The sequence below is a fragment of the Nocardia sp. NPDC056000 genome (assembly GCF_042269265.1).
Lineage (GTDB): Bacteria > Actinomycetota > Actinomycetes > Mycobacteriales > Mycobacteriaceae > Nocardia.
The window spans coordinates 16887-31776 of record NZ_JBHJXS010000017.1; the positions used below are offsets into that span (position 1 = coordinate 16887).

15 protein-coding genes are annotated in these 14890 nt (G+C 67.5%); 5 read left to right on the forward strand and 10 right to left on the reverse strand.

The window, feature by feature from the left end; all coding sequences use genetic code 11:
* Positions 1-136: 136 nt before the first annotated feature.
* Positions 137-1192, forward strand: coding sequence for a metallophosphoesterase (locus ACFC4D_RS39610; RefSeq protein WP_376071261.1), 1056 nt, complete (start codon positions 137-139; stop codon positions 1190-1192).
* A 3-nt stretch (positions 1193-1195) separates the two neighbouring features.
* Here the strand turns inward: ACFC4D_RS39610 and ACFC4D_RS39615 are convergent, their stop codons facing one another.
* The 4 genes from ACFC4D_RS39615 to ACFC4D_RS39630 form a co-directional block, all read right to left on the reverse strand.
* Positions 1196-2203, reverse strand: a complete 1008-nt coding sequence (locus tag ACFC4D_RS39615; RefSeq protein ID WP_375961411.1) for a zinc-binding dehydrogenase — start codon at positions 2201-2203, stop codon at positions 1196-1198.
* 81 nt (positions 2204-2284) lie between these two features.
* A complete protein-coding gene (locus ACFC4D_RS39620) occupies positions 2285-3154 on the reverse strand; it encodes an alpha/beta fold hydrolase (protein ID WP_376071264.1) in 870 nt (289 codons plus the stop codon).
* A 75-nt stretch (positions 3155-3229) separates the two neighbouring features.
* Complete coding sequence (locus ACFC4D_RS39625; RefSeq protein WP_364636711.1) at positions 3230-3802, reverse strand: WHG domain-containing protein; 573 nt, start codon at positions 3800-3802, stop codon at positions 3230-3232.
* Positions 3795-4649 carry an alpha/beta fold hydrolase gene (locus ACFC4D_RS39630; RefSeq protein ID WP_376071266.1) on the reverse strand — a complete coding sequence of 285 codons (855 nt, stop codon included), beginning with the start codon at positions 4647-4649 and terminating at the stop codon, positions 3795-3797. The genes ACFC4D_RS39625 and ACFC4D_RS39630 overlap by 8 nt, the downstream gene beginning before the upstream one ends.
* 121 nt (positions 4650-4770) lie before the next feature.
* Here ACFC4D_RS39630 and ACFC4D_RS39635 point away from each other — a divergent pair, with 121 nt between their 5' ends.
* Complete coding sequence (locus ACFC4D_RS39635; RefSeq protein WP_376071269.1) at positions 4771-5235, forward strand: MarR family winged helix-turn-helix transcriptional regulator; 465 nt, start codon at positions 4771-4773, stop codon at positions 5233-5235.
* A gap of 19 nt (positions 5236-5254) precedes the next feature.
* Here ACFC4D_RS39635 and ACFC4D_RS39640 read toward each other — a convergent pair whose 3' ends face one another.
* Complete coding sequence (locus tag ACFC4D_RS39640; RefSeq protein WP_376071271.1) at positions 5255-5719, reverse strand: hypothetical protein; 465 nt, start codon at positions 5717-5719, stop codon at positions 5255-5257.
* A gap of 268 nt (positions 5720-5987) precedes the next feature.
* On the opposite strand from ACFC4D_RS39640, the gene lon reads away from it, so the two are divergent.
* Positions 5988-8324 (forward strand): endopeptidase La, encoded by a 2337-nt coding sequence (gene lon, locus ACFC4D_RS39645; protein ID WP_376071496.1) that lies wholly within the window; start codon positions 5988-5990, stop codon positions 8322-8324.
* A gap of 137 nt (positions 8325-8461) precedes the next feature.
* Complete coding sequence (locus tag ACFC4D_RS39650) at positions 8462-9166, forward strand: endonuclease/exonuclease/phosphatase family protein (protein ID WP_376071273.1); 705 nt, start codon at positions 8462-8464, stop codon at positions 9164-9166.
* Here ACFC4D_RS39650 and ACFC4D_RS39655 read toward each other — a convergent pair.
* Positions 9163-10155 carry an oxidoreductase gene (locus tag ACFC4D_RS39655; RefSeq protein ID WP_376071275.1) on the reverse strand — a complete coding sequence of 331 codons (993 nt, stop codon included), beginning with the start codon at positions 10153-10155 and terminating at the stop codon, positions 9163-9165. The two genes, ACFC4D_RS39650 and ACFC4D_RS39655, sit on opposite strands and share 4 nt — an antisense overlap.
* Positions 10156-10320: 165 nt before the next feature.
* On the opposite strand from ACFC4D_RS39655, the gene ACFC4D_RS39660 reads away from it, so the two are divergent.
* Complete coding sequence (locus ACFC4D_RS39660; RefSeq protein WP_375961389.1) at positions 10321-11139, forward strand: alpha/beta fold hydrolase; 819 nt, start codon at positions 10321-10323, stop codon at positions 11137-11139.
* 33 nt (positions 11140-11172) lie between these two features.
* Here the strand turns inward: ACFC4D_RS39660 and ACFC4D_RS39665 are convergent, their stop codons facing one another.
* The 4 genes from ACFC4D_RS39665 to ACFC4D_RS39680 all read right to left on the reverse strand — a co-directional run bounded on the left by ACFC4D_RS39665 (position 11173) and on the right by ACFC4D_RS39680 (position 14883).
* Positions 11173-11955 (reverse strand): enoyl-CoA hydratase/isomerase family protein, encoded by a 783-nt coding sequence (locus ACFC4D_RS39665; RefSeq protein WP_375961386.1) that lies wholly within the window; start codon positions 11953-11955, stop codon positions 11173-11175.
* A 72-nt stretch (positions 11956-12027) separates the two neighbouring features.
* The gene (locus ACFC4D_RS39670) at positions 12028-13107 is read right to left on the reverse strand and encodes a DNA polymerase IV (RefSeq protein WP_376071278.1); all 1080 of its coding nucleotides are present in this window, start codon (positions 13105-13107) and stop codon (positions 12028-12030) included.
* A 76-nt stretch (positions 13108-13183) separates the two neighbouring features.
* Positions 13184-13675, reverse strand: a complete 492-nt coding sequence (locus ACFC4D_RS39675) for a hypothetical protein (RefSeq protein ID WP_375961381.1) — start codon at positions 13673-13675, stop codon at positions 13184-13186.
* A gap of 275 nt (positions 13676-13950) precedes the next feature.
* Positions 13951-14883, reverse strand: a complete 933-nt coding sequence (locus tag ACFC4D_RS39680; protein ID WP_376071280.1) for a class I SAM-dependent methyltransferase — start codon at positions 14881-14883, stop codon at positions 13951-13953.
* Between the last annotated feature and the right edge of the window lie 7 nt (positions 14884-14890).

Below are 14890 nucleotides of genomic sequence, written 5' to 3' on the forward strand. Positions count from 1 at the left end.
GACACACAACACTCTCATTGGCCAAGTGTGCTGTCAAAAGGTCGATGGCCTCGGAGAACGTGTCATATTGTGCGTGGTTTCACGGGACCGGCAATACTGGTCGGGCGACCAAATAGGGTAGTCAAGGGAGAGATGAATGAATGTCGACCGCCGCGGCTTTCTGACCGGCGCCGCCACCGCCGCCGGCCTGGCCACCGCCGCGAGCCTGGCGACCACCGCACCCGCCGGAGCGCAACCCGCGCCCGGCAAACTGCCCTTCCCCGACGGCGGGCCGCTGCGCATTCTCGTCACCGGTGACGCGGGCACCGGGGCGCGCCCGCAGTGGGCCGTCGCCGACGCCGCCCGCACACTGCACGCGCAACAGCCCTTCTCCTTCGCCATCGGACTCGGCGACAACCTCTACGAACAGGGGCCGCAGTCCGATGACGACGCCCAGTTCAACGCCAAATTCGAAGACCCCAACCACGATCTGGACTTCCCCTGGATCATGGTGCAGGGCAACCACGACAACAGTTCCATCCTGCCCGGCGACGGCGGCTGGCTGCTGCGCGGCGATCACGAGGTCGCCTATCACTCGCGCTCACCGCGCTGGTGGATGCCGTCCCGCTACTATTCGGTCCCGATCGGCGATCTGGTCGAATTCTTCGTGCTGGACCTGAATCCCATTGCCGCGTACCTGCCCCCGCTGTTCGCGCCGTACTGGGCGGCGGACGGCCAGTTCATGACCGAACAGGCCGCCTGGCTCGATCGCGCGCTCGACGCATCCACCGCCAAGTGGAAGATCGTCTGCACCCACCACCCGTACCTGAGCAACGGCAGTCACGGAAACGCCGGGGAATACGAGGGTTTGAGCATCGAACCCGTCAACGGCATCCACGTGAAACGCTTCTTCGAAGCGCATGTGCTGGGCCGCGCCCAGTTCCTGCTCTCCGGGCACGATCACTGCCTGCAGGTGCTGGAACCGAATCCGGCCTGCAAGGGCACCCGGCAGATCGTGTCCGGCGCGGCCGCCAAGACCAATTCCGGTTCGCACGAGAAGGATCCGGCCCGCATCACCCCGGCGCTGTTCGAGAACTTCACCGATCTCGGCTTCATGGTGCTGGACCTGACGGCGAGCTCGGCGGAGCTGACCGTTCACACCGTCGATCCCTCGAACGGTCAGCCCACCAACGTATTCCAGCGTCGCCTCTGAGCCTCAGGGCTTGAGCACGATCCGAATCGGGTTGCCTTCCTTGGCATCGAGGGCATGCACCGCCTTGGCGGCATCGGCCAGCGGCACCACCGCGCTCACCGATCGCGAGAAGTCGACCCGCTGCAAACCCTGCAACTTCACCAGCTGCGTGACGTGCTCCGGCCCGGACCCGTAGTGCCCGCGCAATTGCTGCTGGAAGAAGCTGAAAGCTGTTCCGCCGGTAATGGTGATCGGCTTGTTGGTCAGCCCGACCAGCACCAATCGCCCCTGCGGTGCGAGACAGACCACGGCCTGTTCGCGCACGGCGGCGACACCGGCGAAGTCGAAGGCCGCGGCCAGCCCGGTCCCGGTGGCCGCGAAGATCTTCTGCCGCAGATCGGGATCGGCCGGATCGAAGGCGAGATCCGCCCCGAATTCCAGCGCCCGCTCCCGCGCCGCGGGCAGCGGATCGACCGCGATGATCGGGGCCGCGCCGACCAGCCGCAGCAACTGCACCCCGTGCGCCCCGAGTCCGCCGACGCCCCAGACGCCCACGGCCTCACCGGCTTTCACCTCGGCGGTCGCGGTGACGGCGGCCCACGGCGTGGAGACCGCGTCCGGAATGAAGCAGGCCTGCTCGAACGGCAGGTCATCCGGAATCGGCACCAGCGTATCGATGCGCGCCAGCGTGTACTCCGCCCAGCCGCCGTCGTAGTCGACGCCGCGCGTGAAGGTGGCTCCCCCGCGAATCTCCCCGGCCTGCAACAGCACTCGATCCCCGACCTTGGCCGCGGTGACCCCCGGCCCGAGCTGATGCACCGTTCCGGCGACCTCGTGCCCGAGCGTCACCACATCGCCCTCGAGGAACAGCGGCGACAGCGTTCCGTCGATGAGATGCACGTCCGACAGGCAGACGCCCGCCGCCTCCACCTTCACCAGCACATGATCCGGGCCGGGCTCGGGCACCGGAACCTCATCCAATTCCAAGCGGCGATTCGGTCCCAGGTGTAGTCGCGCGGCCAGCATGATCATCGACTCCTATGGCGGTTGGAAGCATTGCTCACTGCCAGCCATGCTAGGTCGAGAATTCGAGTGAATGGTCTGCTTCGTCCGCTACCCGGTCGACGCGCGCCGCCGGGTCCGGGCGCTCCGATGGGTATCGGAGGACGTCGACTCCAGGAATCCGGTGATGATCGCCGTCACCTCGGGTGCGCGTTCGAGCATCGGCACGTGGCCGCAGCGATCCAGCCATTCCGCGCGGTCCGGGCGGAGCTGTTCATTGAGCGTGCGCCCGGCGGCCGCGGACAGGATGCGATTCTCGACGCCCCAGATGGTGCAGACCGGCGGCATGCTGTCGCGGTCCGGCCAGCTATCCAGTGCGGCAAAGGATCCCAGGTCGCGCACCAGCCCGACCAGCGCACGGGCCGGAAAACCGTCGGACAGCGGCTGCACGTACGGGCATTCGCGATAGGCCCGGCCGCTCGAGAACCAGGTGCGAATGGTGGTGCGGGCGAACCATTTCGGGGTGTGCCAGCCGAACAGCGCGCGAGCGCCGGAATCGGGCAGCGCGCGGGTGAGCCGGGCCGCCGCGCCCAGATCGCCGCGCATGGCGGTGGATTCGGTGAGCGGGTTGATCGCCACCACCGCGTGCACCAGGCCGGGATGGGTGCGGGCCAGCGTGAGGCTGATGGCCGAGCCCAGGCAATTGCCGATCAACCGGACATCGGTGAGCTCATGGTGCAGCAGGAACGCGTGCACCAGTTCGGCATAGCGCGCGAGGGTGAAGCCGTCGGCGGGCTGATCGGAGGAGCCGTAGCCGGGCAGATCGAGCGCGTAGACCCGATGGTTCCTGGCGAGCGCCGTGGTTTGCGCGGTCCAGATCAGATGGGAGGATCCGGCATTGTGCAGCAGCACCACCGGTGGTCCGCTGTCACCGCGCTTCAGATAGGCGATGCGGATCCCGTCGAAGGTGAAGTCTTCCATGACGCTCCAGGTGGCTTCGTTGCCGGTGTCGTGTCCATGGTCCTCCGGAATGCGGCCGCGTCATAGGAGTTCGGCTCAGGCGGTGCCGATTTGGCCGAGTCCGCGGTCCAGGAAGCGGATCATCCAGTCGAAGCTGTCCTCGGAGTCGTCGCTCCACTGGAAGCCGTCCGACGCCTGCAGCGTCGCGAAGCCGTGGAAGGTGCAGCGCAGTGTGCGGATGGCGTGCACCATCTCGTCGTCGGGGATGCCGTAGCCGCGCAGTACCGCCCGCATGGATTCCATGACGCGCGAACTCGATTGCAGCAGTGGATCGTCCGGCCCGGTGAAGGTGGCCCCGACGGTGGCGCTGTACCGGCCCGGATGCGCGACCACGTATTCCCGGAACGCGGTGGCGAAGGCCGCGAGCGCTTCGCTGCCGGACAGCCCGTGCATGGCGTCGCGCAGCCGCTGATCGAGTTCGGTCATGGCGAGCGTGGCGACGCCGTGCTGCAGATCGGCGAGGCTGTCGATGTGCTTGTACAGCGACGGGGTGCGAACGCCGAGCCGCTGAGCCAGCGGGCTCAGGGCCAGGTTCGCGAAACCGGCGTCGTCGGCGAGTTGCGCTCCCGCCGCGACGACATCGGTTTTGCTGAGCCCGGCTCTAGGCATTCGCGTGCTCCTTCAGGAACGGCAGGATCAATTCGGCGGTCCGCTCCGGCAGCTGCGCGTGCGGGTAGTGGCCACCATTCTCGACGAGTCCGAGGCTGCCGAGTCCGGTGGGCAGCGCGGCGATGATGGCCCGGCCCTCGGCCTCCGGGTTCGGGAAATCCGGATCGGCGGTGCCGATGACGATCAGCGCGGGCTGGGTGACGTTGGGCAACTGCGCCTGCGCATCGGCGGGAGTCGACTTGCCGGTCTTCATGAATTCGGCCATCCGGCCCGGCTCGCGGAGCTTGGCGGCGTTGGCGGCCATGTACTCGTCGTAGTCGGCGGGCTTGGTCGGGTAGGCGATGTTCAGGTACTTCAGCCACTGGTTCACGCTCTTGAAGATCATGGTGCCCATCAGCGCGGTCATGCCGCGGCGGTACCGGGACACGGTGAAAAGCGCTCCGACGGAGGGGGTTTGGGTCAGCGTGAAGGGGTTGATCTCGACGATGGCGCGCACCAGTTCGGGTGATTTGGCGGCGGCGATGGTGGCCGAGCCGCCGGAGAGCGAGTGGCCCACCACGATCGCGGGTCCGGCGTTCAGTCCGGCGATCACCGCGAGCAGGTCATTGGCGACATCGGTGCGGCTGATGGCTTCCTTACCGGTCTCGGACACCCAGTTCATGCTGGAATCCCCGTGTCCGCGCATATCGGTGCTCACCACCCGGTAACCGGCGGCCGCGATGATCGGGGCCAGGAACCGGTAGGCCTGGCGGCGGTCGCCGATGCCGTGCGAGAGCACCGCCAGGGGGCCTTCGCCGATCGAGTCGTATGCGATCCGGCCGCCGTCGATGTCCATGTACTCGGTCATATCGTCCGCTCCTTCGTGTGGCTAATTCCTGTAGCCATAAAGCTAATAGCTTTAGCCAAAGTCGTCAACCCTCAGTTTTCGGCGTGTCTCCGGCGGATAGTTGCCATATAAACTGTCCGGCGTGGCGGATACCGAGAGTGATGTGAACGCGAACGTCGGCTATCTGGTCTGGCGGCTCTCCACCCGCTGGCGCGCCATCCTCGATCGCGCTCTCGCGCCGCACGGTCTCACCCAGGCGCAGTATTCGGTGCTCGCCCCGCTCTACGGTCTGACCAGTGATGGGACGCGTCCGAGTCAGCGAAAACTGGCGGACCTCACCGGTTTGGACGCCGTCTACATCTCCAAACTGGTCCGCGCCCTGGAACGCCAGGGGCTGGTCACCCGCGCGGCCAGTTCCGTCGACCCGCGCGCGGTCGAACTCGCGCTGACCGAACAGGGCGCCGAAACCGCCCGCCGCACAATAGAACTCGTGCACGGCATGCGCGACCGCCTGACCGCGCCGCTGGGTGGGAACGACAGCGAGCGCACCGCGGAGCTCGCAGCCATGCTGCGCGAACTCCTCGATGCGCCCGAGGGTGCCGAATAGCGCTGTCGCTAAGGCTTTTTCACAGCGTCTCGCCCGCGCGCAGCTTCTTCGCCCGCTCGATGACCGAGGCCAGCACCCGATGCGCGATGGCCAGTTCCTCGGGGTCCGAACCGCCGAAGATCGGCCGTGTCAACGGCGCGATCGTCTGCATCAGCGTCTTCAACTCGGCCGAACCCGCGGCGGCCAATTCCACCGGCCCCGGCCCGTCGATCGCGGATCCGCTGACGAACCCCTTCTTCTCCATCCCGGCGAGCAGTTCGGCCGCCCCCGCCGCATCGATTCCGAGTTGCCGCTGCCCGGCCAGGTAGCGATGGAATTCGCCGGGTTCGGCGACCGGACCGCGGACGGCGAGCGCCCGCAGTACGGCGTATTCATTGGCGCTGGTGCTGAAGCCCTGCGCCACCAGGGTCGCCTCTAGCAGGGCGGTGACCGCCCCTTCCGCCTCGGCGATGTCCTGTCCGGTGAGTGTGGGTGCGGTGGTCATGGTGACTCCCTGTATCGACGAGTAAGCCGTCCTATCGCTTACTGTACATGGAAACTATGTCTATGGAATCTATATTCCGACCGGGGTGAATCCGGCGTTCGCCCGGGGCGAACAAGGTCGCGGAATTACTCGGCGGGGGCCGGAGTTGACTGGGTAACGCTCAACCTGAGTTGAGTAGGAGACGCTCAATCTTGGAAGAGGTAGAGAAGTGACCAACCCTCAGAACCTGCCGGTGCTATTCCTGACCGATCCGATCGTGCTCCCCGGCATGATCGTCCCGATCGAGCTCGACGAGTCCGCCCAAGCCGCCATCGATGCCGCCCGCGCGGGCAAGGTCAACCAGGTGTTGGTCGCGCCTCGCCTCGATGAGGGCTACGCCACCTACGGCGTGGTCGCCACCATCGAACAGGTCGGCCGCATGCGCGGCGGCGCACCGGCGGCGGTGCTGAAGGCCGAGGGGCGCGCGAAGATCGGGCACGGCGTGACCGGACCCGGCGCGGCGCTCTGGGTCGAGGCCGAACCGGTCGAGGTGCCCGAGCCCGACGGCCGCACCAAAGAGCTCGCGGCGGAATACAAGAAGCTGGTCGTGGCGGTGCTGCAGCGGCGTGAGGCGTGGCAGGTCATCGACGCGGTGAATCAGCTGAACGATCCGTCGGCCATCGCCGACGCGGCCGGCTGGGCCCCGTACCTGGGCCATGACGAGAAGCGTGAGCTGCTCGAAACCCTGGACACCGCAACCCGTTTGACCAAGCTGATCGAGTGGACCAAACAGCACATCGCCGAGACCGAGGTCAACGAGAAGATCAGCGAAGAGGTCCGCGAGGGCGTCGAGAAGTCGCAGCGCGAATTCCTGCTGCGCCAGCAGCTCAACGCGATTCGCAAGGAACTGGGCGAGGGTGAGCCCGACGGTGCGGACGATTACCGCACCCGCGTCGAGACCGCCGATCTCCCGGACAATATCCGCGAGGCCGCGCTGCGCGAGGTCGATCGCCTGGAGCGTTCCAGCGATCAGAGCCCGGAATCCGGCTGGATCCGGACCTGGCTGGACACCGTCCTGGAGCTGCCGTTCAGCGTGAAAACCGAGGACAGCACCGATGTTTCGGCTGCCCGCGCGGTGCTGGACGCCGATCACCACGGCCTGGACGAGGTGAAGGACCGCATGGTCGAGTACCTGGCGGTGCGCGCCCGTCGCGCCGCACGCGGCCTGGAGGTCGTGGGCGGTCGCGGTTCCGGCGCGGTGCTGGTGCTGGTCGGCCCGCCCGGTGTGGGTAAGACCTCGCTGGGTGAGTCCGTGGCACGTGCCCTGGGCCGCAAGTTCGTTCGCGTCGCACTCGGCGGCGTGCGCGACGAGGCCGAGATCCGTGGCCACCGGCGCACCTACGTCGGCGCACTGCCCGGTCGCATCGTGCGTGCCATGAAGGAGGCGGGTTCGATGAATCCCGTTGTCCTGCTGGACGAGATCGACAAGGTCGGCTCCGATTTCCGCGGTGATCCGGCGGCGGCGCTGCTCGAGGTGCTGGACCCCGCGCAGAACCACACCTTCCGCGATCACTACCTGGACCTGGATCTGGACCTGTCGGATGTGCTGTTCATCGCGACCGCGAATGTCATGGACACCATCCCCGGCCCGCTGCTGGACCGCATGGAACTGATCACCGTGGACGGCTACACCGAGGACGACAAGGTCGCCATCGCCCGCGACTTCCTGATCCCGCGTCAGCTGGAGCGCAACGCGCTCACCGGCGCCGAGGTCCAGATCACGGACGAGGCGCTGCGTGAGGTCGCGGCGAACTACACCCGGGAGGCCGGTGTCCGCCAGATGGAGCGCCTGATCGCCAAGGCGCTGCGCAAGGCGGCGACCAAACTCTCCGAAACCGCGGACCTGGGCGATGCCGAAAGCATCATCACCGCAGGTGAATTCGTGCCGGACTCGGCCGATCAGCTGGTGATCGGTCTCGGTGACCTGAAGGACTACCTGGGCCGTCCGCGCTTCACCCCCGACGGAGTGGAACGCACCGCGGTCCCCGGTGTCGCAACGGGTTTGGCCGTGACCGGCGCGGGCGGCGATGTCCTCTACATCGAGGCCAATGCCGCCGAGGGCGAGCGCTCGCTCACCCTCACCGGTCAGCTGGGTGACGTCATGAAGGAGTCGGCGCAGATCGCCCTCACCTACGTGCGCTCACACCTGGAGGAGATCGGCATCGAGCCGAAGGTGCTGGACCGCAATATCCACATCCACTTCCCGGCAGGCGCGGTCCCCAAGGACGGCCCGTCGGCAGGCGTCACCATGGTCACCGCCCTGGTGTCCCTGGCCCTGGACCGTCAGGTCCGAGCGGATGTGGGCATGACCGGCGAGGTCACCCTCAACGGCCGCGTCCTGCCCATCGGCGGCGTCAAGCAGAAGCTGCTGGCCGCCCAGCGCGCGGGCCTGAAGACCGTCTTCATCCCCGCCCGCAACGAGCCCGACCTCGACGAAGTCCCCGCCGAGGTGCTGGCCGCCCTGGATGTCCGCCCCGTCGCCGACGTGGCCGAAATCCTGGCCTACGCCATCGAACCGGTCATCGAACCGGCCCTGGAAGGCCGCCCCCTGAGCGCCACCGCCTAACCGCGAGCGCTCCTCATGAGGAGCCGTGCGTGCGTCCCACACGCACGGCTCCTCCCCTGTCAACTACCCAGACCGCGCGTGTTTCACATGAAACGTGAATCCCGCGCGGTCCGTTTGTGTCTCGTAACGTGTGCTGGGTGATCACTGTTGCCACTTGGAATGTCCTGCATCGGGTTCATGCGGACAACTGGGACAGCTCGTTTTCCGGGCGCTGGCCGGAGGAGAAGGTGCGGATCGAAGGGGTCACCGCGGTGGTGGCGGGGAGATCCGAGCAGGTTATCGCGCTCCAGGAGGTGAGCGGTGATCAACTCGCGAGTCTGCGGGAAGCGTTGCCGGGGCGGGAGTTCCATGTGCTGCGGTATCCGCGGGTGCCGCGGCCGCGGCGGGTGCCCTCGGCGCTGGAGGACCGCGGTGAGTTCCTGGTATTGATCGTGGACGGCACCGCGCGTGACTTCGCCGCCGGAGCCTTCACCAGTGATCCGGGGAAGGGCTATGTCGCCGTGCTGCTGGACGAGGTGCTCGTGGTCGCCACGCACGTGACCGGCGATGATCGGCGCGGTGGGCAGTTCGCGCGACTGGCGGAACTGACCGCGGGCGGACCGGTGGTGCTGCTCGGCGATTTCAACGCGCCCGCCGCGGAAGTCGGTGCGGCACTGGGGCCGGACTACACCGTCGCCGCGCTCCCGGCCGCTGCCATCGCGACGCGCCCGCGCAGCTCCGGTGCGGAGAAATCCCAGTTCATCGACCACGTGGTGACGCGCGGCATCGCCGCGCGGGACACGGCCGTCGAGGATGTGGCCGGGGTGTCCGACCACAATCTCGTACGCGCGACGATCGGCTAGAACTCCCCCGCCACGGCGAGCACGGTGCGGCCGGAGTGGTTGCCCTCCAGGATGGAGTGCAGCACGGCTTCGGCCTCGGTGATGGGCGCGTAGTTCTCCAGCAGTGAAAGATGCTGGGGCTTCAGGTCTTTGGCCAGGCGCGCCCACAGTTCGCGGCGGGATTTGATCGGGAAGTGCGCGGAGTCGACACCGAGCAGGGAGACCCCGCGCAGGATGAACGGCATCACGGTGGTGGGCAGATCGGTGCCACCGGTGAGGCCGGAAACCGCCACCGCGCCACCGTATTTGATGGTGGACAGGATGTGCGCGAGCGAGGTGCCGCCGACGCTGTCCACCGCCGCGGCCCACTGCGCCTTGCCGAGCGGGCGCAGCTTCTCGCCTTCTCCGGGCAGGCGGCCGATCACGCTGGACGCGCCGAGCGCGGTGAGAAGTTCGGTGGCCCCGAGCTTTCCGGTGGAGGCGATCACCTCGAAGCCCAAGCCCGCGAGGATATCCACGGCGACACTGCCGACGCCGCCGGTCGCGCCGGTGACCAGCACCGGACCCGATTCGGGCGTGATGCGATTGTCCAGCAGCGCCTGCACGCTCATGGCCGCGGTGAACCCGGCGGTGCCCAGGGCCGCGGCTTCGCGCGGGGTGAGGCCGTCGAGCTTCACCACCCAGTCGGCGGGGACGCGGGCGTACTCGCCGAAACCGCCGTTATGCGCGACGCCGATGTCGTAACCGTGCGCGACCACCAGATCGCCGGGCGCGAATTCCGGGTTGTCCGAGGCGAATACCTCACCGGTGAGATCGATGCCGGGGATGATCGGATACTCGCGCACCACGCCGCCGCCGGGCGTGATGGCCAGCCCGTCCTTGTAGTTGGCGCTCGTGAAGTGCACCTTGATCGTCACCTCGCCCGGGCCGAGGAAGTCGTCGCCGACCGTCTCCCGCGCGAGTGCGATCCCGCTGTCCGTCTTGCGTGCCACCATCGCCTGGAACTCCATGCACCGAGCATAGGACTCGAACCGCTGGTCAGGGCGATGTTCCGGGGGAAGCGGCGACTTTACCCCGCACGTAATCGCTTTCGTTCCCGTACTGCGGCAACCTTGTTCTCAGCACAGCGGGAGACATTCTCCCCGCATCGCGAAAGACCAAGGAGCGCAGCAGATATGCCTTATTTCCAGACCACCGACGGCACCACCCTCGCCTACGAGGAGTACGGCACCGGAGCGCCGCTCGTCTTCATCGCGGGCTGGTCACTGCACGCGGATATGTGGGAGTACCAGCTGCACTACTTCGTGGAGCGCGGTTACCGCTGCATCCTGCTGGACCGGCGCGGCCACGGTCGTTCCGATCGCCCGGCCGCCGGATACGACGTGAACACCCGCGCCGACGATATCGCCGCCCTGATCGCGCACCTGGACCTGAACGACTTCACCATGGTGGCGCATTCGGCGGGCGGCGCGGAGGTGGTGCGCTATCTGGCCCGGCACGGTCAGGACCGGGTGAACCGCATCGCCCTGCTGGCCCCGGCCATCCCGTACATGTTGCAGACCGAGGACAACCCGGTCGGCGCGCCCCGCGCGGCCTTCGAAGCCTCTGCGGCACAATTGAAGTCGGATCGTCCGCAGTGGTTCGCCGAGCGCGCACAGGGCTACTTCGCCACGCATCTGCGGCGCGGCACCTCGCAGGCGGTCATCGATATGGAGATTCAGCGCTGCCTGTCGGCGTCACCGTATGCCACGATCGCGGTGCAGCGGGACCTGTTCCATTCCGATCACCGCCCGGATGTGGCCGCGGTGACGGTCCCGTTCCTGCTGCTGCACGGCCTGGCCGATCAGTCGATTCCGATCGAGATCAGCAGCCATCAGGCGGTCAAGCTGGCGCCGCACGCGGTGCTGAAGGAGTACTGGGATGCCGGGCACGGCCTGTACATCACCCATGCCGCCGAGGTGAACGCGGAAATCCTGGAGTTCCTGAAGAGCTGAATGCCCGCGTTCCTCGGCGAATCACGATGTGGCTCAAGCGAATTTGGGCGACCGCTTGTCGAGGAACGCGGCAATGCCTTCGACGCCGTCCGCGGATTCCGCGGCGTGGGTGATGAAGGAGGCCTCGGTGGCCAGCTGCTCCTCCAGGGTGTGCTGCGACGAAACCAGCAGCAGCTTCTTCACATTCGCGTTGGAACCCTTGGGCCCCTGCGCGAACTGCTGCGCCAGCGCGTCGACGGTGTCGGTGAGCGAGCTGTCCGGCACCACCTGGTGCACCAGGCCCCAGTCCAGCGCCTCGGCCGCGCGCAGCACCCGATTGGTGAGCATGAGTTCCTGGGTGCGGCGCACACCGATCAGGCGCGGCAGATAGTAGGACGCGCCGCCGTCCGGGCTCAGCCCGACCTTGGTGTACGCCATGGTGAACGCGGCGGATTCGCCCGCGACCACGAGATCACCGGCGACGGCCAGGCTCATGCCCGCCCCGGCGGCGGTACCGTTCACCGCCACGATGAGCAGCGCGTCCATTCGCGCCAGCGCCGATACCGCCTGGTGCAGGGTGTCGGCCAGTTTGGCGATGAACTCACCGGTGTCCGGGCTCTCGGACATGGCGCGCAGATCGCCGCCCGCGGAGAAGAACTTGCCCGCACCGGTCAGCACCACGACCTTCACGGCCGGATCCTCGGAGCAGTAGGTCGCGGCGGCTGCCAGTTCGTCGGCGAGCGCCTGGTCGATGCCGTTGGCGGCGCTGGGCCGGTTCAGCGTGATGCGGGCGATCGGGCCGTCCGCCACGAAGCTGATGTTCTGGTAGTTGCTCATTGTCCGGTGGTGCCTTCCGTCGGTATGCCTGATCCCAGCATGACAAACGCGGTGTGCCCGCCTGCGGTTCGGTCATTCCCTCCCGAATTCCACGCGCACGCCGAGCAGGCGAATCGGGCGATCCAGCTCGAAGGTGTGCAGGATCAGCAGCGCGGTCCGGACGACCTCGTCCACATCGGTGGTGGGTCGCGGCAGCTTCTTCTGTTTGGTGCGGGTGAAGAAGGTTTTGGTGCGCACCGTGACCCCGACCCGGCCGATACCACGGCCGCCCGCGATGGTCTCCTCCGCGACCTGGGTGGCCAGCCGGGTGATGGCGGTATCGAGTTCGGCGTGTTCGGTGAGATCCGCGGGGAAGGTCTCCGAGCGCGAATGACCCACCGGCTCACGCGGTTCCGAGATATCGGTATCGCCCGCACCGTGCCCGAGCACCCACAGGTAGGGGCCGGTATTGGGCCCGAATTCCTTGGCGAGCAGATCACGATCGGAGGCCGCGAGATCGGCGATGGTCTCGATTCCCAAGGCGCTCATGCGTTTCGCGATGCGCGCGCCGATGCCCCAGAGCGCGGTGGTGGGGCGGTGCGCCATGAGTTCGGTCCAGTTGTCGGCGGTGAGCCGGAAGATGCCGGTGCCGGTGGCCTGGGTGGCGTCCGAGTCGGTGTTGTCCGTATCCCCGGTCTTACCAACGGCTTTGGCGAATCCGGTGGCGAGTTTGGCGCGCAGTTTATTGTCGCCGATGCCGACCGCGCAGGTCAGGCCCAATTCCTCGATGGCGGAACGGATATCGCGGGCGATCTGCTCCGGATCATCGGTGTCGACCGCGAGGAACGCCTCGTCGAAGCCGAGCACCTCCACCCGTCCGGGAAAGGTGCGCAGCAGCGTCATGATCTCCTCGGACGCCTCCGCGTAGGTGGCGAGATCCTGCGCCAGGAACACCCCGTCGGGACAGATCTTCAGGGCCGATCGCAACGGCATGCCCGCGCGCACCCCGTAGGCCCGCGCCGGATAGGACGCGCAGGACACCACCTTGCGCGGTTCCTTCGGATCCCCGTTGCCGCCCACGATGACGGGCTGACCGCGCAGCTCCGGATGCCGCCGGAATTCGACCGCGGCCTGGAATTGGTCGAGGTCGACGTGCAGCAGCCAGCGCGTCACCCTTCCGTCATACCGCATGGTCTGTCGAAATGCCCGGATACCGGCTCACCCGCGCGGTATCGGTGCGGTGACGGGGCTAGCGATCCCCGCGCAGCCACGCCTTCGGCGAGCGGTACGCATACCGCGCCTTGAGCACCCCGGTTTCCACCCGGCCCTCGATGCGGATCAGCGGCGCCCCCGGGAAACGCGGCAGCGTCACGCGATTCGAGACATGTCCCCCGGTGCCGAATTCCACGGCTTCGAGGTCGACCCGCCAGCCGCGCGGCACGATCACGATGATGGTGCCGGAGCCCGCGATGACCCGCATATCGATTTCGCGCCGGGAGCAGTAGGCCTGGGTGAAGTCGACGACGACCTTGCCCGAAGTGCATTCCGCGACCAGCTTTTCCGGCACCGTCCACTGTTCCTCGGTGCGCCGGGATTCACCGGTCACGCGCAATTCCAGCGGCGGGGCCGCCGGGGCCGGCGTTCGGACCTGCTCACCGCTTCTCCGCGCGGCGGCAGCGAAACGCTGCAAATCATCGAAACCGAAGGCGGGCACCCGCCGCTGCTCCGTGGTACGGCTCACCGAAACTCCTCCCCCGGCATGTGAAACAAGCGTCCGACTGCTGTGCCAGGGAACCCGAATTATGCCGTACAGCAGGGCATTTGAGACCGGCCGTACCTTAACGGAACGGTCACAGGAGGGACTCGCACCGATACCATCGTCGATGCATTCTCAACTGATCTTGCAAACGTCGTAGCACCGATTCGCTATGAATCCGTTCGCCCCGCGCATGCGCGGTCATCCCGGCGGCAGCGCCGCGCTACCGCCGGGTAGGTGAAATGCGATGCGGGACAGGATTATCGGCGTCCGATATGGATCGTGCTCGCACCGAGAACGAAGAGATCGTCGCGGTTGGCGACGTAGGTGGGGGCGTTCCGGTCCAGCAGCGCGTCCAGAGCCTCGAGATCCGCGGCGGTGATGGCATCGCTCACGTGGTCGCGCAGCGATTCCAGCCAGGCGGCCACGGACGCGCGGACCTCGGGAGTCGCGGTGGGGTGATCGGTGAGGACGCTGAACGAGGTGACTTCGGTCAGTCCCGCGCGGGTGAGGGTTGTGGTCCAGCCGTAGGGCATGGGGACCGTGCCGGTGATCTCGGCGCGCATGCGCACGAAGGCCGCGTCCCGGGCCGCGAGCAGCCGGTCCTGCAGGCCGGGTGCGCCGATTCCGATGTCCCAGGGCAGATTTCGGGTGCTGAGCCCGCCCTCGGACAGTGCCAGCCAGCCGCCGGCGCGCACCAGTTTGGCGAGCCGATCGGCGCCCGCCTGCTGATCGGGCAGATGGTGCACCATGCGCGAGGCCCAGACGATATCGGCCTGCGCGACCGTCTCGAGCACGCTGTCGGCGGCGGCGTCCACCACCACGGTCTCGATGGTCACCCGATCATCGCCCGCGAGGGCCTGTTCGGTGTGCTCGCGGGCGGCGGTCAGCAATTCGGGCACCGCGTCGGCGATGATCAGCCGTCCGCCGCCGCGCTTGGCCAGCGCCACCGCGAACGCGGCGCTCTGCCCGCCCGCACCGGCCCCGATATCCACGATCACGGGCTGCCCGTCGGATCCGGTCGGCAGGCCGATGAGCCGCTCGGCGATCCGCGCCTGCGCGTCGGCGGTGATCAGATCCTCCCGGCGCAGATTGCCGATCTGCTCGGTCCAATCGATCCCGTCATAGGTGTGGCCGTGGTGATGGCCGACGGTATCGGGTGAATGCGAGTGCCCGTGCGTGTGTGCTCCCATTCCTACG